Genomic DNA, 22,123 nt, shown 5'->3' on the forward strand with positions numbered 1-22,123 from the left:
TAGTAGCTTGTAGTCGCAGCGAGGTTTTTTCGTATTCCCTGGTCGCGGGGAATATTTATCTCACGGGGCAACCGTCCATGGAATGATTCCACGACGAGCCCCGCCAACATTGGAGTTATCACATGAAAGTCATCGCCTTTCCGCGTAATGAACAGGGCACCGGAGCGAGCCGCCGCCTGCGTCGCGCGGGTCAAACCCCGGGTATCGTCTACGGTGGCACCGCTGCCCCGCTGAACATCGCTGTTGACCACAACGCGCTGTACCACGCCCTGAAGAAGGAAACCTTCCACTCGTCCATCCTGGACCTGGAAATCGACGGCAAGGTCGAGCAAGTGCTGCTGCGTGACTTCCAAGTCCACGCCTTCAAGCAACTGGTCCTGCACGTTGACTTCCAACGCGTGGATGCTTCCCAGAAGCTGCACACCAAGGTGCCCCTGCACTTCGTGAACGCCGAGATCTCGCCGGCCGTCAAGCTGCACGCCGGCATCATCAGCCACGTGGCTGCTGAACTGGACGTGACCTGCCTGCCGAAGAACCTGCCTGAGTTCATCGAAGTCGACCTGGCCAAGCTGGACGTCGGTCAATCGATCCACCTGGCTGACCTGAAGCTGCCCAACGGCGTGACCGCCGTGACCCAGGAAAACCTGACCATCGCCACCGCCACCGTGCCGGCTGGTCAAGTGGCCGCTGAAGGTGAAGCTGCTGCTGGCGGCGCTGAAGAAGCCAAGTAATCCGCTTTTTCCGCTGCAAGAAAAAACCCGCAAGCGCAAGCCTGCGGGTTTTTTTTATTGTGGAGAATGAACGACGGCGCGCGCTTCTGCGCGCCACGCTCACCGGACTTACTTCTGTGCCGCCTCACCCGCCACTGCGCCAGCAGTCGCGCTGCCCGAGGCCGCGCCCACCAGCGCGCCGGTCGTGGCGCCCTTGGCCAGCAAGGGCGTGACGTGATCGAGGAACTGTCGGCCCTCGGGCGTCTGGCTCAATGCCGCCAGCATGCCGGTCAGCTTGGTGCCGCCGGCCGGGGTGAACAAGTCGCCCAGGCTAGCCACGCCCTGCTGCATGTCGCCGGCGTTGGCGATCACCTTCAGGTCGGCATGCTGCATGGCGCGGGCCATTTCCAGGCCGACATCGCGGCCCACCTCGACCTGCTTGATGGTGATCAGGTATTGCTGGTAACCGGCATTGGCGCCGATCTCCTTGGCCAACTGGATCTGCGTGGTCACTGGCGCCATCAGCATGGCCTGCTCGGCAGCGGCTGCCGCCTCGCCACGGGCGCGGATACCATCGGCTTCCTTGAGCGCGGCGGCCAGGTCGCCTTCGGCCTTGGTGGTGACGGCCTGCTTCTGGGCATCGGCATTGATGACCTGCACCTGCTTCTGCGCATCCGCATTGACCACGGCCACCTGCTTTTCCTGCTCGGCCCGCACCGCCGCCACATCGCGGGCGATCTCGGCGCCGCGCACTTCCTGCACCTTCTTCACGTCCATATCGCGCTCGGTGGTGGTCTTGGCGGCCGCCTTGATTTCCTGCTGGGCCTGCTCGTTGGCGATACCGACCTGCTTTTCCTTTTCCGCCGTGCGCAGACCGATCTGCTGGGCTGCATCCTGGCGCTGCACTTCCACGGTCCGCTTGGCATCGATCTCGGCCAGCTCGGCCTGGCGCTGGTTCTCGGCGACCTTGACGCGGCTTTCCATGTCGATGCGCGACTTTTCCTTGGCCATCACATTGTTGATGACATTGCTGCCATTGGCGTCGCGCAGGTCCATGAACTCGATGGTCTTGACTGGCAGCACGCCCCATTGCGAAATCTGCTCCTGTACTTCCGCCGTGAACTGCGCGCCCAGCTCGGCGCGCGACTGCATGATGTCTTCCAGCGCATTGGTGGCCAGCACGCGGCGCACTGCACCCTGCAAGACGGCCTTGAGGTCGGTGTGCAAGGCGTCGAAGGTGGCCACGCGCTGGGCGGCCGTCTCGGCATTGTCGACGCGGAAGAAGGCCACGGCGTCGATGACGAAGGGCAGGCGCTCCTTGTCATAGGCTTCGTAGTTGTTCAGGGCGACCTGGAAGATGCTTTCCGGGAATTCGGTCACCGTGATACCCAGCTTGGGCACCCAGCTAGGCCAGGCATAGTAGGTGTTGCCGGCCGGCTTGCCACGGCCATAGGGGGTGCTGGAGTGCGACGTCTGGACGATGTGCACCATGTTGGTCGGCACGACGCGCCGCAGGGTGACGGCGATGATGAAGATCGCGATCAGCAGCAGGGCCGCCGCCGCGATCAGACCCAACTCCAGGATATTCAGATTATTCATACCTCTCCTTGTGGATGAAAGACGGATGAGCTTGGACTCATCCGGACGGCAGAAATTGCATGTACGCCAGACCTTCGACGAGGTCTTTCAGCATCAGCACAGATTCTGCGAGGCTCTCATCCTACAAGAAATTTTCTTTAACGCAATTCTCTGCCCAAAGAAGAAGCGAGGTATCCCGCCCAGGCGTGCTTATTTGCCCTGATGAAGCCAGGCCGCCCGCTGGCGCGCCGTGGCCACCGGCTTGGCCAACGCCTTGAGGCTGACCTGGGGAGCGGTATCGGCCTTGAGCCTGACGCTCAATTCCATCAGCTCGTCACGGCGGAAGGCGTGGATGCGCACGGTGTCATTGAGGCGATAGCGGGCCAGCAAGCCATCCGGCCCCGAGGCCGGCACGCGCAGGCCATCGATGGCCACCAGCTTGTCACCCGCCGACAGCCCTGCCTGCATGGCCGGACCACCCTCGTAGACAGCGGCCAGTTTGGCGTCGCCGCCCTCCTTGGCGATGCGCGCACCGAGCCAGGGCTTGGCATCGGCCGGCAGGCTCGTCTCGTAGCTCACCCCAAAGGCTGGCAGCAATTCTTCCAGCGGTACATCTTCAGTGCCGCGAATGTGCCGGTCATGGAAGCGCTTCAGGTCGGCGCCGCTCAATTCTTCGATCAGGGCGAGGATGCCCTCTTCCGGCACGCCCTGCTGCTTGCCGTTGTAGAAGTCGCGCCCATAACGGGTCCACAGGCCGCGCATCACATCATCCAGCGAACGGCGGCCACGGGTCTGCGCGCGTATCGTCAGGTCCAGCCCCAGCGCCACCAGCGAACCCTTGGTGTAGTAGCTGACGATGGCGTTGCTGGCGTTTTCATCCTGGCGGTAATACTTGACCCAGGCATCGAAGCTGGACTCGGCCACGCTCTGCTTCTTGCGGCCCGTGCCGCGCAGCACGCCGGTGACGGTCTTGCCGACCAGCTTGAGGTAGTTGTCGGTATCGATGACGCCGGTGCGCACCAGGAACAGATCGTCGTAATAACTGGTAAAGCCCTCGAAGAGCCACAGCAGCGAGGTGTAGTTCTCCTGGCTCAGGTCATAGGGGGCGAACACCGCCGGCTTGATGCGCTTGACGTTCCAGGTGTGGAAATATTCATGGCTGCACAGGCCCAGGTAGGTGCGGTAGCCATCGGTCTGCTCCGGCTTGCCCTTGACCGGCAGGTCGGCGCGCGCGCAGATCAGCGCGGTCGAGGCGCGATGCTCCAGGCCGCCGTATCCATCGCCCACGGCCAGCGTCATGAAGACATAACGATCCATGGGCGCACGCTTGCTGCGCGGCTCGAAGAAGGCGATCTGCGCTTCGCAGATCTTCTTGAGGTCATCGCACAGGCGCGCCAGGTCCAGATTGGGAACGCGGCCCGTGATGACCACGTCATGCGGCACGCCATGCGCCTGGAAGGTCGCCAGGGCGAAATCGCCGATCTCCACCGGATGATCGATCAGTTCGTCATAGTTCTGCGCCCCGTAGGTGCCGAAGCCATAGCGCTTGGCCTTGAGCTCGGACATGGCCGTCGCCACGCGCCAGCGCTTGAACTCCTCGCCTTCGGGGCGGACGATCTCCACTACGTGTTCACCCTGTTCGAAGCCATGTGCGCACAGGAAGACGCTGGTGCCATTGAAGAAGCCGTGGGTGCGGTCCAGATGCGCAGTGCGCACCGACAGATCCCAGGCATAGACCTGGTAGTGCAGCGTCAGTGCTCCCTTGCAGGGAGCGGCTTGCCAGGTGTGCTTGTCGAGCTTCTTCACGGCGACCTTGCGGCCATTGCATTCACCGCGCAATTGCACGATGTTCTTGCCGAATTCGCGGATCATGTAGCTGCCCGGAATCCAGGCCGGCAGCGAGAAGACCTGCCCCTCGACCGCTGGCGTGTCGACGGTCACGCTGACGTCAAAGAGGTGGGAGGCGGGATCGAGGGAAGTGATGCGGTAGCGGATCGGGGTTGCCATTGCGATATGCGGTAGGGATGGTGCCGGCAGGCGGCGATGGCCCATTTTACACGCGCGGCCGCAGCGCATGGCGCACCTGCCATGGACGAAAAAAAACCGGACCGACTTGCGTCGGCCCGGGTCCAGGGTCAAATGAAGCTAACCGTTTAACCGTTAAAGCGTTCTCATCACTCTAATCGCTCTAATCATTTAAATCATATAAATCGTTTTCAGCCATCCACACAGCGGATCAGCGCGGCAGCAGCGAGGAACCCATCAGGAATTCATCGACTGCGCGTGCGCACTGGCGGCCTTCGCGGATCGCCCACACCACCAGCGACTGGCCACGGCGCATGTCGCCTGCCGCAAAGACCTTGTCCACCGAGGTCTTGTAGCAGCCTTCGCCGTCGGTGGTGGCCTTGGCGTTGCCACGCGCGTCCTTCTCGACGCCGAAGGCATCCAGCACCTGCTGCACCGGCGAGACGAAGCCCATGGCCAGCAGCACCAGGTCAGCCTTGATCTCGAATTCCGAATCCGGCACTTCGACCATCTTGCCATCCTTGATCTCGACGCGTGCGGCGATGAGCTTCTCGACCTTGCCGCCCTTGCCTTCCAGGCGTTTGGTGGTCACGGCGAAATCGCGCTGGCAGCCTTCCTCGTGCGAGGAAGAGGTGCGCAGCTTGATCGGCCAGTAGGGCCAGACCAGCGGCTTGTTTTCCGACTCGGGCGGCTGCGGCATCAGTTCGAACTGGGTCACCGAGGCTGCGCCGTGACGGTTGGAGGTACCCACGCAGTCCGAACCGGTATCGCCACCGCCGATGACGACCACATTCTTGCCGGTGGCCATGATCTGGTTCTTCAGCTTGTCGCCGGCATTGACCTTGTTCTGCAGCGGCAGGAAGTCCATGGCGAAATGCACGCCCTTCAGTTCGCGGCCCGGCACCGGCAGATCACGCGGGGACTCCGCACCACCGGCGATGACCACCGCATCGAATTCCTTCTTCAGCTCTTCGGGGGTGACGCTTTCCTTGGACCAGTTGTTGACGGTCTCGGGGAATTCCTTGCCGACGAAGACACCGGTACGGAAGGTCACGCCTTCGGCCTTCATCTGCTCCACGCGCAGGTCGATGTGCGACTTTTCCATCTTGAAGTCGGGGATGCCATAACGCAGCAGGCCGCCGACGCGGTCATTCTTTTCGAACACGGTCACATCGTGACCGGCGCGCGCCAGCTGCTGGGCAGCGGCCAGGCCGGCAGGACCGGAACCGACCACGGCGACCTTCTTGCCGGTCTTGATGGCGGCCGGTTGCGGCACCACCCAGCCGTTTTCCCAGCCCTTGTCGATGATGAAGTGCTCGATCGACTTGATGCCCACGGCGTCATTGTTGATGCCCAGGGTGCAGGCCGCTTCGCAGGGCGCCGGGCAGATGCGGCCGGTGAACTCGGGGAAGTTGTTGGTCTGGTGCAGGGTGTCCAGGGCTTCCTTGTAGTTGCCGCGATAGACCAGGTCATTCCAGTCGGGAATGATGTTGTTGACCGGGCAGCCGTTGTTGCAGAAGGGGATGCCGCAGTCCATGCAACGTGCACCCTGGATCTTGGCATCGGCGTCGCTCAAGTGCAGGACGAATTCCTTGTAATGCTTGGTACGCGTGGCAGGCGCCTCGCTGGCCTCTTTCAGGCGCTGGTACTCCATGAAACCGGTTGCTTTTCCCATTTTCCTCTCACATTCTCGCTAAGGATTGCGGCGGGCTGCGCTCTCACTCTGGGTGGCGCCACGCCCGCCGGCGTGCTTGATTGACTAGTCCGATCACTGCCTGACGATGGATCAGGCAGCGACCTTTTCCTTCTTCGTTTCGGCAGCGGCGGCCAGTTCGGCCAGCGCACGCTTGTACTCGGTCGGGAACACCTTGACGAACTTGGCGCGCGACGCCGCCCAGTTATCCAGCAGGTAGCGCGCACGCGTGCTGCCGGTGTACTTGAAGTGGCGTTCAATCAAGCCGCGCAGGATGGCTTCGTCGGTCTGGCGTTCGCCACCGCGCAGCAGACTGTGCCAGATGTCGCGGCCCAGGGTCTGCTCCTGCTCGGTGTCGGACAGGACCTTCTCCAGGCTGACCATCGAGGTATTGCACTTGCCGGCGAAATCGCCTTCCGGGTCATACACGTAAGCGATACCACCGGACATGCCCGCGGCGAAGTTGCGGCCGGTGTTACCCAGCACCACCACGGTGCCGCCGGTCATGTATTCGCAACCGTGGTCGCCGGTGCCTTCCACCACCGCGGTGGCGCCGGAGTTACGCACAGCGAAACGCTCGCCAGCCACGCCGTTGATGAAGGCTTCACCGCTGATGGCGCCGTACAGGACGGTATTGCCGGAAATCATGTTGTCCACCGCACGGCCACGGAACTCGGTGTTGGGACGCACGATGATGCGGCCACCCGACAAGCCCTTGCCGACGTAGTCGTTGCCTTCGCCGACCAGGTCCAGGGTCACGCCCTTGGCCAGGAAGGCGCCGGCGGACTGGCCCGCAGTGCCTTGCAGCTGGATGTGGATGGTGTCGTCCGGCAGACCTTCGTCGCCGTAACGCTTGGCCACTTCACCCGAGAGCATGGCGCCGACGGTGCGGTTGAGGTTCTTGATCGGGGAGATGAAGGACACCTTCTCGCCCTTTTCCAGCGCGGTCTTGGCTTGCGCGATGAGCTTGTGGTCCAGCGCCTTGTCCAGGCCGTGGTCTTGGTGGTCGGTGTGGTACACCGGCAGCTTCGATTCGGGCTGATGGAAGATGCGGCTGAAGTCCAGGCCCTTGGCCTTCCAGTGGGCGATCGCCTTGGAGCGGTCCAGCAGGTCGGCGCGGCCGATCAGGTCATCGAACTTGCGGATGCCCAGTTGCGCCATGATCTGGCGTGCTTCTTCGGCGATGAAGAAGAAGAAGTTGACCACGTGTTCCGGCTTGCCGGAGAACTTGGCGCGCAGCACCGGATCTTGCGTGGCCACGCCCACCGGGCAGGTGTTCAGGTGGCACTTGCGCATCATGATGCAGCCTTCGACCACCAGCGGGGCGGTGGCGAAACCGAATTCGTCCGCGCCCAGCATGGCGCCGATGACGACGTCACGGCCGGTCTTCATCTGGCCGTCAGCCTGTACGCGGATGCGGTTGCGCAGGCCGTTCAGGACCAGGGTCTGCTGGGTTTCAGCCAGGCCCAGTTCCCACGGCGAACCGGCATGCTTGATCGAGGACAGCGGCGAAGCACCGGTACCGCCATCGTGACCGGCGATGACCACGTGATCCGACTTGGCCTTGGCCACGCCGGCAGCAACGGTACCGACACCCACTTCGGAGACCAGCTTGACCGAGATGGAAGCACGCGGGTTGACGTTCTTCAGGTCGTGGATCAGTTGCGCCAGATCCTCGATGGAGTAGATGTCATGGTGCGGCGGCGGCGAGATCAGGCCCACGCCCGGCACCGACACGCGCAGCTTGGCGATGTATTCCGAGACCTTGTGGCCGGGCAACTGGCCGCCTTCGCCAGGCTTGGCGCCCTGGGCCATCTTGATCTGGATCTGGTCGGCCGAGATCAGGTATTCAGCGGAGACGCCGAAACGGCCCGAGGCCACCTGCTTGATGCGCGAGCGCAGCGAGTCGCCTTCCAGCAGCGGGATATCGACTTCGATGTGTTCCTTGCCGATTTCCGAAGCCAGGGTCGCGCCTTGCTTGATGGGGATGCCCTTCAGCTCGTTGCGGTAACGGTTGACGTCTTCACCCCCTTCACCGGTGTTGGACTTGCCGCCGATACGGTTCATGGCGATGGCCAGGGTGGCGTGGGCTTCGGTCGAGATCGAGCCCAGCGACATGGCGCCGGTGGCGAAGCGCTTGACGATTTCCTTGGCCGGTTCCACTTCATCGATCGAGATCGCCTTGGAGGGGTCGATCTTGAACTCGAACAGACCGCGCAGCGTCATGTGGCGCTTGGACTGGTCGTTGATGATCTGGGCGTATTCCTTGTAGGTGTTGTAGCTGTTCGAACGGGTCGAGTGCTGCAGCTTGGCGATCGCGTCCGGGGTCCACATGTGTTCTTCGCCACGGATGCGGAAGGCGTATTCACCACCGGCATCCAGGGCGTTGGCCAGCACCGGGTCGGCGCTGAAGGCGGCGGTGTGCAGGCGCAGCGCTTCTTCGGCCACTTCGAACACGCCGATGCCTTCGACGTTGGACGCGGTGCCCTTGAAGTACTTGTCCACCAGCGCCTTGGACAGGCCGATGGCTTCGAAGATCTGCGCGCCGCAGTAGGACATGTAGGTCGAGATGCCCATCTTGGACATGACCTTCAGCAGACCCTTGCCGACGGCCTTCTGGAAGTTGTAGATGGCCTTCTCAGGCGACAGGTCGCCCGGCAGGCCCTTGGCCAGGTCGGCCAGGGTGTCCATCGCCAGGTACGGGTGGATCGCTTCGGCGCCATAACCTGCCAGCAGGGCGAAGTGATGGGTCTCACGAGCCGAGCCGGTTTCCACCACCAGACCGGTGGAGGTACGCAGCCCCTTGCTGACCAGGTGCTGGTGGATGGCCGAGGTGGCCAGCAGTGCCGGGATCGGCAGTTGCTCGGCATCGACCTTGCGGTCCGAAATGATCAGGATGTTGTGGCCCGACTTGACCGCATCGACCGCCTTGGCGCACAGCGAAGCCAGGCGGGCTTCGATGCCTTCCTTGCCCCAGGCGACGGGATAGCAGATGTTCAGTTCGTAGGACTTGAACTTGCCGCCGCTGTGCGCGCTGATGTTGCGCAGCTTGGCGATGTCGTCATAGTCCAGCACCGGCTGCGACACTTCCAGGCGCATCGGCGGGTTGATGTTGTTGGTGTCCAGCAGGTTGGGCTTGGGGCCGATGAAGGACACCAGCGACATGACCAGCGCTTCGCGGATCGGGTCGATCGGCGGATTGGTCACCTGCGCGAACAGCTGGCGGAAGTAGTTGTAGAGCGGCTTGTTCTTGTTGGACATGACCGCCAGCGGCGAGTCATTGCCCATGGAGCCGATGGCTTCCTCGCCACCGCTGGCCATGGGGGCCATCAGGAACTTGACGTCTTCCTGGGTGTAGCCGAAGACCTGCTGCAGGTCCAGCAGCTTCAGGGACGACGACGGCTGGCGCGGCTCTTCCTTCAACTCATCGAGCTTGACGCGCACCGAGTTGATCCACTGCTTGTAGGGCTTGGCGTTGGCGTAGGTGTCCTTCAGTTCCTTGTCGTCGATGATGCGGCCGGCGTCCAGGTCGATCAGGAACATCTTGCCCGGCTGCAGGCGCCACTTCTGGATGATCTTGGATTCGGGAATGGGCAGCACGCCCGATTCGGAAGCCATCACCACCAGGTCGTCATCGGTGACGATGTAGCGTGCCGGGCGCAGACCGTTACGGTCCAGCGTACCGCCGATGTGACGGCCGTCGGTGAAGGCCAGCGCAGCGGGGCCGTCCCACGGTTCCATCATGGCGGCGTGGTATTCGTAGAAGGCGCGACGGTTGTCGTCCATCGAGGTGTGGTTTTCCCAGGCTTCGGGGACCATCATCATCATCGCCTGCGGCAGCGGATAGCCGGCCATGACCAGCAGTTCCAGCGCGTTGTCGAAGCTGGCGGTGTCGGACTGGCCTTCATAGATCAGCGGGAACAGCTTCTTCAGGTCCGCACCCAGCACGGCCGACTGCATCACGCCTTCGCGGGCGCGCATCCAGTTGAAGTTGCCCTTGACGGTGTTGATTTCACCGTTGTGGGCGATCAGGCGGTACGGGTGGGCCAGCGGCCATTCCGGGAAGGTGTTGGTGGAGAAGCGCTGGTGCACCAGGGCCAGCGCGGAGACACAGCGCTCGTCCTGCAGGTCCTTGTAGTACACGCCGACCTGGTCGGCCAGCAGCAGGCCCTTGTAGACCACGGTGCGGGCCGACATCGAGGGCACGAAGAATTCCTTGCCGTGCAACAGGTTCAGCGCCTGGATGGCGTGGCCGGAAGACTTGCGGATCACGTAGAGCTTGCGTTCCAGCGCATCGGTGACCATCACGTCCGGGCCGCGGCCGATGAAGATCTGGCGGATCACCGGTTCTTTTTCGCGCACGGTCGGGGACATCGGCATGTCGCGGTCCACGGGGACATCTCGCCAGCCCAGCACGATCTGGCCTTCGGCCAGCACCGCGCGCTCGATTTCCTGTTCACAGGCGATGCGAGATGCGTTTTCCTTGGGCAGGAAGACCATGCCCACGCCGTATTCGCCGGGCGGCGGCAGGTCCACGCCCTGCTTGGCCATCTCTTCACGGTAATACTGGTCGGGGATCTGGATCAGGATACCTGCACCGTCGCCCATCAAGGGATCGGCACCGACTGCACCCCGGTGATCCAGGTTCTTCAGGATCAGCAGGCCCTGGTCCACGATGGAATGGGATTTCTTGCCCTTGATGTGGGCGATGAAACCGACGCCACAGGCGTCATGTTCATTTGCTGGGTCGTAAAGGCCTTGCGCGTGCATAACGGTGCTCCACCACTTTGACAGTAAGGATTTGAAGAATAGTGCACTGCACCCAATAGTTCAATGAAAATAAAAGGGGTCGGAGTGAAATTAAATTCCCTAAAATTTTCAGGATTTTAAAATTGGGGACACAGTGAAATCAAGCGCAGCCAAGTACTTGATTTCAAAGGATTATTTCAGGATCAGCAGTTACTCTTGCTGGTCGGCATCATCCTCGGTGTCGATTTCCGTCACGCCCAATGCTGGCCGGCCGCGCTTGGCCGGACTGACCCGTCGCCGCGTCACGCGCTCCAGGCCATGCTTGAATTCATCCGATCCCAGCGCCCAGCCCTTGAGGGTGGCGTCGGTGATGCGTTGCACCTCGGCCGACGGCAGGCCTTCTTCGGTGAGCTGGCGATAGGCGATCTCGCGGTCGAAGGGCGTGTTGCCAATCGACCAATACTGCGGGTGATCCGTGATCAACCCGTCCTGCTTGGCCCCGATGTGGTGCATGTAACTGGACCAGGGGTAGTCGCCGGGGCTGACGGTCAGCCCGCTGCGCACCGGATTGAGCTCGATGTAGCGGCACACCGGCAAGAGATACAACTCAGGATCGATGACGGTGGCGCGGTAACGCCCCTGCCACAGGGTGCCGCTGCGGCCATGCTTCTGGTTGAAATACGGGACATAGTGCCGCCCCACCCATTGCATCATCCGTGCCAGGCCCTGGTCGTCGCTGGGCGTGGCCAGCAGGTGCAGGTGATCGGGCATGAGCACGTAGGCATGCACGGCTACCTTGAATTGGCGCGCAGCATCCTTGAGCCAGCCCAGGAAGGCCAGGTGGTCGTCCGCATCGCGGAACACGAGCAGACCATCATGGCCACGCTGGATGATGTGATGAGGTTGATGAGGGACAACGAGACGGGGAAGGCGGGCCATGACCGATACGCTAGCAACCTGAAGAAAGGAGCGCACATTCTAATGCACTCCGTCCCCAATAAAACCATCCTGCCATCACCATGCCAATTTGGCATCGGAATGACGAAAAATGTGGACGGAGGATTTGGGAGGAAATCCGGATGAAAAAAAACCGGCCAGATTGCTCCAGCCGGGTAAGCCCCACGTTGAATTGTTGACAAGCGCCGATCAGGCGGCGGTGTTTTCCTTCTTCTTGTCCTTGCTCAGCGCCAGGCTGGCAATGATGGAGACCACCAGGATGGCACCCACGATGGACAGCGACCACACCACCGGCACATGGAACCAGTAGGACGCCAGCATCTTGCAGCCCACGAACAGCAGCACCAGCGCCAGGCCATACTTGAGCAGGTGGAAGCGTTCTGCCGAATCAGCCAGCAGGAAGTACAGCGCACGCAGACCCATGATGGCGAACATGTTCGAGGTGAAGACGATGAACGGATCCTTGGTGATGGCGAAGATGGCCGGAATGCTATCTACCGCGAAGATCACGTCGGAAATCTCGATCAACAGCAGCACCAGCATCAGCGGGGTGAAGTAACGCACGCCATTGACGCGGGTGGTGAATTTCTCGCCGTCGTAGTCATTGCTGATCTTCAGGTGGCCGCGCAGCCAGCGCAGCAGCGGGTTGTCGCCGAGGTCCGCTTCCTTGTCGGCGAAGATCAGCATCTTCACGCCGGTAAAGACCAGGAACGCACCGAACACGTACAGGATCCAGCTGAACTGCGCGATCATCCAGGCGCCCAGCAGGATCATCACGGCGCGCATCACGATCGCGCCGACCACGCCATACAGCAGCACGCGGCGCTGCATTTCAGGCGGCACGGCGAAGTAGCTGAAGATCATCAGGAAGACGAAGATGTTGTCCACCGACAGCGCCTTCTCGATCAGGTAGCCGGAGAGGAACTCGGCGCCTTTCTGGTTGGCGAACTCGCGCCCCACGTTGGCATCGAGATACCACCACATCAGGCCAGCGAACAGGAAGGCCAGCGACACCCACACCGCCGACCAGCCCAGCGCCTCCCTGGGCGAAACACGGTGGGCATTGCGACCGCCCAGAGCGAACATGTCCACCGCCAGCATACCCAGCACGAACAGGATGAAACCAGCCCACATGGGCCAGCTGGCAAAGCTTTCTACGCCATTCACGATTGACCTCTCTTCTTTGTTTTATCTATCCAGCTTGGTGTTGATGGCTTCCGGCGACGCCTTCAGTCGAAATCGAAGATCTCGCCCAGGAAACCCTTCTTCTTGCGCTTGGCATCGTAGCCATAGCCACCACCGTGATGATGGCTCTGTCCGTGATGCTCACGACGCTCGTAGCCCGCGTGTTCACCGCCACGACCGCCATGCCCGAAGCGCATATCCTGCGCAGGCGCCGCAGGACGCTGGGCCGGCACCGGTGCCGCTGTGGCTGTCGCCGAACGCTCGATGAGCTTATCGAGCTCGCCGCGATCAAGCCAGACACCGCGGCATTGCGGGCAATAGTCGATCTCGATGCCCTGGCGTTCCGAGATCAGCAGATGCTGGGATGTACAGACGGGACATTTCATCAGGCTTCTCCTTTCATGACAGTGGCCGTTCCGCTCCGATGCGCGGCGATATCGGCTGCGGACAATGGCGCTACTCTAGGTGAAATCGATACGAATGAAAATTCGAATATTCTGAGATAATCCATCGGAAAATCCGAAGTATCAGATTTGCGTGACATCACGCAAGCTTGCGCAAAAGGAATCCTGATGGCTGGCCTGAACTACAAGCACCTGCACTATTTCTGGACCGTCGCCAAGACCGGTGGCGTGGCGCGCGCCAGCGAGCGGCTGCACCTGACGGCGCAGACCATCAGCGGCCAGATCAGCCTGTTCGAAGAAAGCCTGGGCTACCCGCTGTTTCGCCGCGTGGGCCGCCGCCTGGAACTCAACGATGAAGGTCGCATGGTGTTTGACTATGCCGAACGCATCTTCAGCATCGGCGAGGAGCTGGAAGAGGCGCTGCGCCTGCGCCCGGGCGGCCGCGCCCTGCAACTGCGGGTGGGGGTGGCCGATGCGGTGCCCAAGGCGATTGCCTACCTGCTGCTGGAAAGCGCCCTGGCCATGGAGGACCCGATCCGCATCATCTGCCGCGAAGGCAAGCTCGATGTGCTGCTGGCCGATCTGGCGCTGCACAAGCTGGACATCATCATCGCCGACAGTCCCATGCCGCCCAATGTCGACGTGCGCGGCTACCACCACCTGCTGGGCGAATGCGACACCAGCTTCTTCGCCACCCCTGAGCTGGCCAGGCGCTACCGCAAGGGTTTCCCCGCCAGCTTCGATGGCGCGCCTTTCCTCATGCCCGGCGAAGATGCGGCCGTGCGCCCGCGCCTGCTGCGCTGGTTCGAGAAGGAAAAGATCCGCCCGCAGATCACCGGCGAATTCGATGACGGCGCCCTGCTGCTGGCCTTCGGCGACGCTGGCGCAGGCATCTTCGCCGCACCTGCCGCCATTGCGGCGCAGATCCGCAAGCAATACGGACTGGTGGAGATCGGCCGCACTGACGCCATCCGCGAACAGTTCTACGCCATCTCGGTACAGCGCAAGCTGACCCATCCCGCCGTGCTGGCCATCCAGTCGGCCGCGCGCGGCAATCTCATCGTGGGCAGTGTGCGCTGAGCCGCTGAAAGCAGGACGATGACTGCGCTGCCTGTAACAAGGGCGGGCCATTTTCCTAACAGATACCGTGATCAGACCAGCGTGAGAATGCATTCCCACACAACAGGACAAGGCTGACACCCTCAAGTTGACAAAACCCTGACAATGGACATTGGTGCGCCGCAAACCCAGGCGGGAAGCGGGCAAACGAGGAAATGAAAAGCGTCGGGAGAAAAGAAAAACCCCACGTCCATTGCTGTCCGTGGGGTAAATCCCATTCTCGGGGGGGAGAATGGAGGGGGAACTTCAATATAAGAAAATCAGACGTCCGAGGCAGCGCTTTTTACAAATGGTTACACCCTCTTCATATGCTGCAGGCATGCTGCAAAAAAACACATATTTACAACCGCCACTATGAATCAAATATATCAAACGCTGGCGATAAGTAAAGAACGCAATGCCAGGAAGGATGCACTGTAACGCTCGCGCCGGCTGATCAGGAAGGTGGTGATGCGGCCATCGCGACCCAATGAGTGGGTGGCGAAGCCGTGCGGCTCCATCTGCATGGCAATCACCGAGCGCGGCACCACGGCCACGCCCGCCCCGGCCGACACGCAGGCCAGGATGGCGTGATACGAGGCCAGTTCCAGCGTACGCGGCAGCTGGCGGCCGGCCCCGTGACCGGCAAACCAGGCCTCGGCATGACGGCGATAGGCGCACCCCTGTTCGAAGACGATCAGCGTATCGAGCATCACCTCCTCGGGCGCGCGCACGCGCCGGTGGCTGCGCGGCGTGACCAGCAGCAGCTCTTCCCGGAACAGCGGCGTGGCGTCGAAGGCCGGATCGCTCACCGGCCCGGCCACCAGCGCTGCATCGAGCTTGCAGGCGCGCACCTGGGCCATGAGCACGTCGGTGGGCGCGGTGGACAGTTCCAGCCGCACCTCCGGCCAGCGCTGGTGGAACTCGGCCAGCGGCCCCGGCAGACGGCTGGCGGCAGCACTCTCCATGGAACCGATGCGCAGACGTCCGCGCGGACTTTGCGGAGCCACGGCCTGCCTGGCCTCCTGGGCCAGGTCGAGGATGCGCTCGGCATAGTCCAGCAGCGCCTCGCCGGCAGCGGTCAACACCATGCGGCGGCGATCCCGCACGAACAACGGCACCCCCATCGATTGCTCCAGTTGCTTGATACGCGTGGTCACATTGGATTGCACCCGGTTGAGCCGCTCGGCCGCGCGGGTGACCCCGCCCTCGGCGACCACGGTACGAAAGATCTCCAGTTCGGCCAGTTCCATATCTATCTCCAATAAAGATGGATTCATCCTTATTATTCATTTTTTCGAATGATTGAAACACGATAGCATAGTCGCTCATTGTTCATGCCCAGCTCGCCATGCCCCAGTCTTCCACCGCCCCAGCCTCTTCCTTGCCGCGCTCGCCGGCGCAGCGCAACCGCCTGTCCTGGAAGGTCTGCCTGGCCGGCATGGTGGCCTTGTCGGTGGCGATGGGAATCGGGCGTTTCGCCTTCACGCCCTTGCTGCCGCTGATGCTGCACGAAGGCAGCCTGAACCTGCAGATGGGTGGGTGGCTGGCCACGGCCAACTACCTGGGCTATTTCGTCGGCGCCATGGCCTGCGCGCTGCATCGCAGCAAGCGTGGCGTGCGCATGCTGCGCATCGGCCTGGTGGCCACCATCCTGCTCACGCTGGGCATGGGCCTGCTGCAATGGAACTGGCTGTGGCTGATGATGCGTTTCCTCTCGGGCGTGGCCAGCGCCTACGTCTTCGTCTACACCGCAGGCTGGTGCCTGCACCAGCTCACGCAGTTGCAGCGTCCCGAGCTGGGCGGCGTGATCTTCTGCGGTCCTGGACTGGGCATTGCGCTCACGGGCCTGCTGACCGGACCGATGATCTCGGCCGGCTGGGTGGCCGCAGGCGGCTGGATCGCCTACGGCATCATCGCCTTGGGACTGACCGCCCTGGTCTGGCAGACCTTCCGCTTCGACGCCGGGCAGGGCCAGGCCAGCGCCACGGCGACCACCCCCGATGCCAGCGCACAGGAGTCCCCCCGACAGAAACGGGAAGTCACCGTGCAAGTCATTGCCTATGGCATCGCCGGCTTCGGCTACATCATCACCGCCACCTTCCTGCCGGTGATCGCGCGCCAGGCGCTGCCGGGTTCGGCCTGGCCGGATTACTTCTGGCCCATCTTCGGGTTGTCGGTAGCAGCGGGGGCCTTCAGCGCCACCCGCTTGTCGGTCCACACTGACCAACGCCTGCTGCTCACGGCAGCCTACCTGATGCAGGCAGCGGGCGTGCTGCTCTCCATCCTCGTCCCCAACGCCTGGGGCTTTGCGCTGAGTTGCCTGCTGCTGGGGCTGCCCTTCACGGCCATCACCCTGTTCGGCATGCGGGAGGCGCGTCGCCTGCGCCGCGAACAGGCCAGCAGCCTGATGGCCCTGATGACGGCCGCCTACGGCATCGGCCAGATCGCCGGCCCGCCGCTGGCCACTTCGCTGGTCCATGCGAGTGGCTCCTTCACGCCTTCCCTGTGCGTGGCGGCTATCACCCTGCTCATCGGCGCCGCGCTCTACTATCGGCTCACGCGCACCCACCGCCTGCCACGCCACTGAGTCCCGCCGCGTCCACCAAAAAATAACGCCCGCCACCCCGATGGGGTGCGGGCGTCAGCGACCATCAGCGACCACCAAGAAGCAAAGCGTCAGCGGAAGGCCGGCTCGGCGAAGCTGCGCAGCTTGCGGCTGTGGACCTGCTCGATGCCATTGTTGCGCAACAGCTCCAGCGCGCGGATACCGATCTGCAAGTGCTGCGCCACGCGCTGCTCGTAGAAGGTATTGGCCATGCCGGGCAGCTTGATCTCGCCATGCAGCGGCTTGTCCGACACGCACAGCAAGGTGCCGTAGGGAACGCGGAAGCGGAAGCCGTTGGCCGCCACCGTAGCGCTCTCCATGTCCAGCGCAATGGCGCGACTCTGCGAGAAGCGCAACAACGGCGTGCGATGGTCGCGCAGTTCCCAGTTGCGGTCATCCACCGAAGCCACCGTGCCGGTACGCATGATGCGCTTCAACTCATAGCCATCCAGCCGGGTGATGCTGGCCACGGCGTCCTGCAAGGCCAGCTGCACTTCGGCCAGCGCCGGGATCGGCACCCACAGCGGCAAGTCGTCGTCCAGCACATGGTCATCGCGCACATAGGCATGCGCCAGCACGTAGTCGCCCATGCGCTGCGAGGCCGACAGGCCGGCGCAGTGGCCCAGCATCAGCCAGCCGTGCGGACGCAGCACGGCGACGTGGTCGGTGACCGTCTTCGCATTGGAGGGACCCACGCCGATATTGACCAAGGTGATGCCGCTACCGTCCGCGCGCTGCAGGTGATAGGCCGGCATCTGCGGCTGGCGCGCCGGCGCCACGCCGGAAGCGGCGCGGGTCTCGGCGCCTTCCTGGTTGGCGCTCCAGGTGGTGACATTGCCGGGCTCGACAAAGGCGGTGTACTGGCGGCGATAGGCCAGCTCGTCCGGATCGTCGGTGGGCTCCATCAGGCGGCGGCCCAGGCGCACGAACTCATCGACATAGAAGGCATAGTTGGTGAAGAGCACGTAACGCTGGAACTGGTCCGGCGAGGTCGCCGTGTAATGGCGCAGCCGGTGCAGCGAATAATCGATGCGCGGCCCCGTGAACAGCGCCAGCGGATGCGGACCTTCGCGCCAGGCGCCGTTGTCCACCTCATAGGTCCCGTTGGCGATGCGGTCATCCATGGCCGCCAGGTCAGGCAGATCGAAATGATCCGGCAGCGTGCGCAGGTGTTCAGGGTCCAGGCTGCCCTCGACGTGGATGCCTTCAGGGAAGGCGAAATGCACGGGGATGGGCATGTCGCTCACGCCCACCTCCAGCGGCACTTCATGGTTCTGCAAGATCAGGCGGAACTGCGCCAGCAGGTATTGATGGAACAGCTTGGGACGCGTGAGCGTAGTCTGGTAGCAGCCAGGGCCGGCGACGAAGCCGAAGGACTGCCGGGTATCGGTATGGGTGGACTTCTCGGTCGTGATGCGGACGAAGGGATAGCAGGCCCGCACCCGCTGCTGATCCATCGGCTGTCCGCTGGAGAACTGGCGGAAGGCATCGCGCAGGATGGCCGTGTTGTGCTCGTAGATCTCCAGCACGCGCGCATAGGCGGCGTCGGGGTCGGTAAATTTTTCGGTGGCAAACATCATGATTCTCCATCATCGCCGCGCGCCGTACCCGGTGTGGCGTGCGCTGGCACGGCGCGGCCGGTCGTGGCCGGTCATTCATCGGAATTGCTGTGCGCAGCACCATCTTACCCGAGAGTGCAACTTCTCCGGCAGTGCAAGGCAAGGGCCGCACCAGAGCGCCGTCAGTGCCCTGTCAGTTGCGAGTCAGACAGCATCGGCACGCTCTGCAATGGTGCCGCAAAGGCTCATCAAGGTGCAGGCAATCCCGCTCCCGGTGCAGCTTTCTCACCCTCTAAAAAAACCTTTGATCCTCACGCGAGCCAGTGCTATCGTGTGGGCGCTGCGCCGTGGAACGGCTCATCCATCCAGGGCAGTAGCGGATCAGACCGGCTGGCGCAGTCCATACAACAATATCCAATCCACAGTCAGAGGCACACATGCTCATCAGAAAAATCTTCCAACCCTTCCTGGTCCTGCTCTGCCTGGTCGCCGCCGCGGCCGCGCAAGCGCAAAACCTGCCCAACGTGGTGATCCTGGCCACCGGCGGCACCATCGCCGGCACCGGCGCGACCACCACCACCACGGTCGGCTACACCGCCGCCAAGGTCGGCGTGGACGCCCTGATCGCCGCCGTTCCCGAGCTCAAGAAGGTCGCCAACGTGCGCGGCGAGCAGGTCATGCAGATCGCCAGCGAGAACATGAACAACGACGCCTGGCTCAAGCTGGGCAAGCGCGTCAACACCCTGCTGGCGCAGAGCGACGTGGACGGCATCGTGATCACCCACGGTACCGACACCATTGAAGAAACCGCCTACTTCCTGGACCTGGTGGTCAAGAGCAAGAAGCCGGTGGTGATCGTGGGCGCCATGCGTCCCTCCACCGCCATCAGCGCTGACGGCCCGATCAACCTGTACAACGCCGTGCTGCTGGCCGGCTCCAAGGAAGCCATCGGCAAGGGCGTGCTGGTGACCCTGAACGACCAGATCAATGCTGGCCGCGAAGTGACCAAGACCAACACCTCCACCCTGGATACCTTCAAGACGCCTGAACTGGGCTTCCTGGGCTACATCCAGGGCAGCAAGCCGTACTTCTATCGCCAGTCCACCCGCAAGAACACTGTCGACACCCCGTTCGACATCATGAACCTGGACAAGCTGCCGCAAGTGGACATCGTCTACGGCTACGCCAACATGAACCCGATCGCACTGAACGCCTTCGTGGCCGCCGGCGCACAGGGCATCATCCACGCTGGCGTGGGCGATGGCAGCCTGAACAACACCGTGGTGCCGTCGCTGACCGAAGCCCGCAAGAAGGGCGTCGTGATCGTGCGTTCCAGCCGCGTGGGCCAAGGCATCGTGGCGCGCAATGGCGAAGCTGACGACGACAAGCTGGACTTCGTCGTCTCCGACACCCTCAACGCCCAGAAGGCCCGCATCCTGCTGATGCTGGCCCTGACCAAGACCACCGACACCAAGGAAATCCAGAAGATGTTCTGGGAGTACTGATCCGGCCAGGCGCTGCGCGCGCCTGACGCATCACCGTGCTGGTCCCGGCCCGCTGCCTGTGCAGCGGGCTTTTTATTGGGCGGCCGCTTGGGTGGAACCAAGCTCCTCCATGCTCACTCTGTAGAGTTCGCCAGAACTCACCAGAGTCAATTTATCCCGGCCAGGCCGGCGAGCACGACCACAGGAGAAGATGATGACCAGCCGCCGCCGTTTCCTCAGCGCCACTGCCGGCGCTGCCGCCTTATCCGCCCTGGGCCTGCCGTCCGGCGCAGTGGCCGCGCAGGGCATGCAAACCAGCGCGCCCCAGCCCTTTTCATTGGCGCAGCTGATCGAACGCGCCCGCCAGATGGCGGCCACGCCCTACCAGCCAGCGCCTGCGGCGCCGGCGGCCATCCTCGACCGCATCGACTACGACGCCCACGGCAAGATCCGCTTCAAGCCCGACCGGGCCGCCTTCGCCACCGGACCAGGCCCCTTCCCGCTGACCTTCTTCCACCTCGGCAAATTCTTCCGCGTCCCGGTGCGCATGTTCCTGCTGGAGGGAGCGGGCGACGCCACGGCGCCAACCCAGGCGCGCGAGCTGCGCTACCGCGACGACTACTTCGACATGCCCGCCGACAGTCCCGCCCACGCCCTGCCCCCGGGCAGCGGCTTTGCCGGTTTCCGCTTCCAGGAAAGCCGGCTGGGTGACCAGCAGGCCAAGGACTGGCGCAAGAACGACTGGGTGGCCTTCCTGGGAGCCTCGTATTTCCGCGCCATCGGCGACCTCTACCAATACGGCCTGTCCGCGCGCGGCGTGGCCATCGACGTGGCCGTGGCCGGCAAGAGCGAGGAATTCCCCGACTTCACCCAGTTCTTCTTCGAGCCCGGCGCGCCCGGCAGCGATACCGTGGTGGTCTATGCCCTGCTGGACGGCCCCAGCATCACCGGGGCCTACCGCTTCGCCATGCAGCGCGGCCAGGGCGTGACGATGGAGATCGACAAGCAGCTGTTCCTGCGCCGCGACGTGGAACGGCTGGGACTGGCCCCGGCCACCTCCATGTACTGGTATTCGGAAACGGTGAAAGGCACCGGCGTGGACTGGCGGCCGGAAGTGCATGATTCCGACGGCCTGGCCATCTGGAACGGCGCCGGCGAGCACCTGTGGCGACCGCTCAACAACCCGCCGCGCACGATGGCCTCGACCTTCGCCGACCGCCAGCCGCGCGGCTTCGGACTGATGCAGCGCGACCGCGACTTCGACCATTACCTCGACGGCGTCCACTACGAGCGCCGCCCCAGCCTCTGGGTAGAGCCATTGGGAGATTGGGGCGAAGGCCAGGTGCAACTGATCGAATTGCGCACCGATGACGAGATCCACGACAACATCGTCGCCATGTGGGTGCCCAAGGCTGCCGCCCGGGCCGGAGACCGATATCACCTGCGCTACCGCCTGCACTGGCAGAGCGAGACGCCCTTCCCCAGCGCACTGGCGCGCTGCGTGGCCACGCGGCTGGGACGCGGCGGCCAGCCGGGACAGCCGCGTCCGCCGCAGGTGCGCAAGTTCATGGTCGAGTTCAAGGGGCCGCCGCTGCAAGCCCTGCCTTTCGGGGTAAAGCCCGAGGCCGTCATCAGCACCTCACGCGGCAGCATTTCCTATGTCTACACGGAAGCCCTGCCCAATGGCGTGCCGGGCCACTGGCGCGCGCAGTTCGATCTCACCGCAGAAGGAGAAGAGGCCGTTGAGCTGCGTCTGTTCCTGCGCCACCAGGGGCAAGCGCTGAGCGAGACCTGGCTGTTCCAGTACCATCCCTTCATTGCGCGCGAAGTGTATTGAGGCTGTTGAAGCGCTTGAAGATATTTTTTACCTGCCCTCGAAAAAATGTTTGTACTTTTTAGAAAAGCTCCTTATAATCTCGTTCTTTCGCGGCTGTAGCTCAGCTGGATAGAGTACTTGGCTACGAACCAAGGGGTCGTGGGTTCGATTCCTGCCAGCCGCACCATATGTAGTAAAAAAAGGGTCCATCGCAAGATGGGCCCTTTTTTGTTTTGCGCATCACCGCCAAGCTCATC

The 22,123-nt window shown here is 62.9% G+C and carries 14 protein-coding genes and 1 tRNA gene; 6 read left to right on the top strand and 9 right to left on the bottom strand.

Features of this window, described 5'->3' with window-relative positions:
• Window positions 1-122: 122 nt before the first annotated feature.
• A complete protein-coding gene (locus BGK68_RS00205) occupies window positions 123-731 on the top strand; it encodes a 50S ribosomal protein L25/general stress protein Ctc (protein WP_075255413.1) in 609 nt (202 codons plus the stop codon).
• 108 nt (window positions 732-839) lie between these two features.
• On the opposite strand, the gene BGK68_RS00210 is transcribed toward BGK68_RS00205, so the two are convergent.
• From BGK68_RS00210 to BGK68_RS00240, 7 genes are all read right to left on the bottom strand, one after another.
• Entirely contained in the window at window positions 840-2,309 is a 1,470-nt protein-coding gene (locus BGK68_RS00210; protein ID WP_233149208.1) for an SPFH domain-containing protein, read from the bottom strand.
• A 189-nt stretch (window positions 2,310-2,498) separates the two neighbouring features.
• Window positions 2,499-4,295, bottom strand: coding sequence for a M61 family metallopeptidase (locus BGK68_RS00215; protein WP_198937145.1), 1,797 nt, complete (start codon window positions 4,293-4,295; stop codon window positions 2,499-2,501).
• Window positions 4,296-4,524: 229 nt separating this feature from the next.
• Window positions 4,525-5,988, bottom strand: a complete 1,464-nt coding sequence (locus BGK68_RS00220; RefSeq protein WP_075255414.1) for a glutamate synthase subunit beta — start codon at window positions 5,986-5,988, stop codon at window positions 4,525-4,527.
• 111 nt (window positions 5,989-6,099) lie between these two features.
• A complete protein-coding gene (locus tag BGK68_RS00225) occupies window positions 6,100-10,776 on the bottom strand; it encodes a glutamate synthase-related protein (protein ID WP_075255415.1) in 4,677 nt (1,558 codons plus the stop codon).
• 189 nt (window positions 10,777-10,965) lie between these two features.
• Entirely contained in the window at window positions 10,966-11,694 is a 729-nt protein-coding gene (locus tag BGK68_RS00230; protein ID WP_075255416.1) for a transposase, read from the bottom strand.
• A gap of 207 nt (window positions 11,695-11,901) precedes the next feature.
• Window positions 11,902-12,879 carry a TerC family protein gene (locus tag BGK68_RS00235; protein ID WP_075255417.1) on the bottom strand — a complete coding sequence of 326 codons (978 nt, stop codon included), beginning with the start codon at window positions 12,877-12,879 and terminating at the stop codon, window positions 11,902-11,904.
• A 62-nt stretch (window positions 12,880-12,941) separates the two neighbouring features.
• Window positions 12,942-13,283: a TFIIB-type zinc ribbon-containing protein gene (locus BGK68_RS00240; protein ID WP_075255418.1), complete on the bottom strand. Its 342-nt coding sequence runs from the start codon at window positions 13,281-13,283 to the stop codon at window positions 12,942-12,944.
• Between the two features lie 186 nt (window positions 13,284-13,469).
• Between BGK68_RS00240 and nhaR the strand changes: the two genes are divergently transcribed.
• Window positions 13,470-14,381, top strand: coding sequence for a transcriptional activator NhaR (nhaR, locus tag BGK68_RS00245; RefSeq protein ID WP_075255419.1), 912 nt, complete (start codon window positions 13,470-13,472; stop codon window positions 14,379-14,381).
• 407 nt (window positions 14,382-14,788) lie between these two features.
• Here nhaR and BGK68_RS00250 read toward each other — a convergent pair whose 3' ends face one another.
• Window positions 14,789-15,652, bottom strand: a complete 864-nt coding sequence (locus BGK68_RS00250; protein ID WP_075255420.1) for a LysR substrate-binding domain-containing protein — start codon at window positions 15,650-15,652, stop codon at window positions 14,789-14,791.
• 98 nt (window positions 15,653-15,750) lie between these two features.
• On the opposite strand from BGK68_RS00250, the gene BGK68_RS00255 reads away from it, so the two are divergent.
• Window positions 15,751-16,989, top strand: coding sequence for a YbfB/YjiJ family MFS transporter (locus BGK68_RS00255; protein ID WP_075255421.1), 1,239 nt, complete (start codon window positions 15,751-15,753; stop codon window positions 16,987-16,989).
• 89 nt (window positions 16,990-17,078) lie between these two features.
• Here the strand turns inward: BGK68_RS00255 and BGK68_RS00260 are convergent, their stop codons facing one another.
• Window positions 17,079-18,584, bottom strand: a complete 1,506-nt coding sequence (locus BGK68_RS00260) for an AMP nucleosidase (RefSeq protein ID WP_075255422.1) — start codon at window positions 18,582-18,584, stop codon at window positions 17,079-17,081.
• A gap of 419 nt (window positions 18,585-19,003) precedes the next feature.
• Between BGK68_RS00260 and BGK68_RS00265 the strand changes: the two genes are divergently transcribed.
• The 3 genes from BGK68_RS00265 to BGK68_RS00275 all read left to right on the top strand — a co-directional run bounded on the left by BGK68_RS00265 (window position 19,004) and on the right by BGK68_RS00275 (window position 22,053).
• Window positions 19,004-20,071, top strand: a complete 1,068-nt coding sequence (locus tag BGK68_RS00265; RefSeq protein ID WP_139972075.1) for a type II asparaginase — start codon at window positions 19,004-19,006, stop codon at window positions 20,069-20,071.
• Between the two features lie 193 nt (window positions 20,072-20,264).
• Window positions 20,265-21,887, top strand: a complete 1,623-nt coding sequence (locus tag BGK68_RS00270; RefSeq protein ID WP_083657693.1) for a glucan biosynthesis protein — start codon at window positions 20,265-20,267, stop codon at window positions 21,885-21,887.
• Between the two features lie 89 nt (window positions 21,888-21,976).
• Window positions 21,977-22,053 (top strand) — tRNA-Arg (locus tag BGK68_RS00275).
• Window positions 22,054-22,123 lie beyond the last annotated feature (70 nt).

This window comes from Herbaspirillum camelliae, assembly GCF_001929405.1.
GTDB lineage: Bacteria > Pseudomonadota > Gammaproteobacteria > Burkholderiales > Burkholderiaceae_D > Herbaspirillum > Herbaspirillum seropedicae.

Bases quoted from the DNA above. Each gene is read 5' to 3' on its own strand.
- BGK68_RS00225 (WP_075255415.1), bottom strand. From the start codon at position 10,776: ATGCACGCGCAAGGCCTTTACGACCCAGCAAATGAACATGACGCCTGT.
- BGK68_RS00270 (WP_083657693.1), top strand. From the start codon at position 20,265: ATGACCAGCCGCCGCCGTTTCCTCAGCGCCACTGCCGGCGCTGCCGCC.
- BGK68_RS00250 (WP_075255420.1), bottom strand. From the start codon at position 15,652: ATGGAACTGGCCGAACTGGAGATCTTTCGTACCGTGGTCGCCGAGGGC.
- BGK68_RS00260 (WP_075255422.1), bottom strand. From the start codon at position 18,584: ATGTTTGCCACCGAAAAATTTACCGACCCCGACGCCGCCTATGCGCGC.
- BGK68_RS00210 (WP_233149208.1), bottom strand. From the start codon at position 2,309: ATGAATAATCTGAATATCCTGGAGTTGGGTCTGATCGCGGCGGCGGCC.
- BGK68_RS00215 (WP_198937145.1), bottom strand. From the start codon at position 4,295: ATGGCAACCCCGATCCGCTACCGCATCACTTCCCTCGATCCCGCCTCC.
- nhaR (WP_075255419.1), top strand. From the start codon at position 13,470: ATGGCTGGCCTGAACTACAAGCACCTGCACTATTTCTGGACCGTCGCC.
- BGK68_RS00230 (WP_075255416.1), bottom strand. From the start codon at position 11,694: ATGGCCCGCCTTCCCCGTCTCGTTGTCCCTCATCAACCTCATCACATC.
- BGK68_RS00205 (WP_075255413.1), top strand. From the start codon at position 123: ATGAAAGTCATCGCCTTTCCGCGTAATGAACAGGGCACCGGAGCGAGC.
- BGK68_RS00240 (WP_075255418.1), bottom strand. From the start codon at position 13,283: ATGAAATGTCCCGTCTGTACATCCCAGCATCTGCTGATCTCGGAACGC.
- BGK68_RS00255 (WP_075255421.1), top strand. From the start codon at position 15,751: ATGCCCCAGTCTTCCACCGCCCCAGCCTCTTCCTTGCCGCGCTCGCCG.
- BGK68_RS00220 (WP_075255414.1), bottom strand. From the start codon at position 5,988: ATGGGAAAAGCAACCGGTTTCATGGAGTACCAGCGCCTGAAAGAGGCC.
- BGK68_RS00265 (WP_139972075.1), top strand. From the start codon at position 19,004: ATGCTCATCAGAAAAATCTTCCAACCCTTCCTGGTCCTGCTCTGCCTG.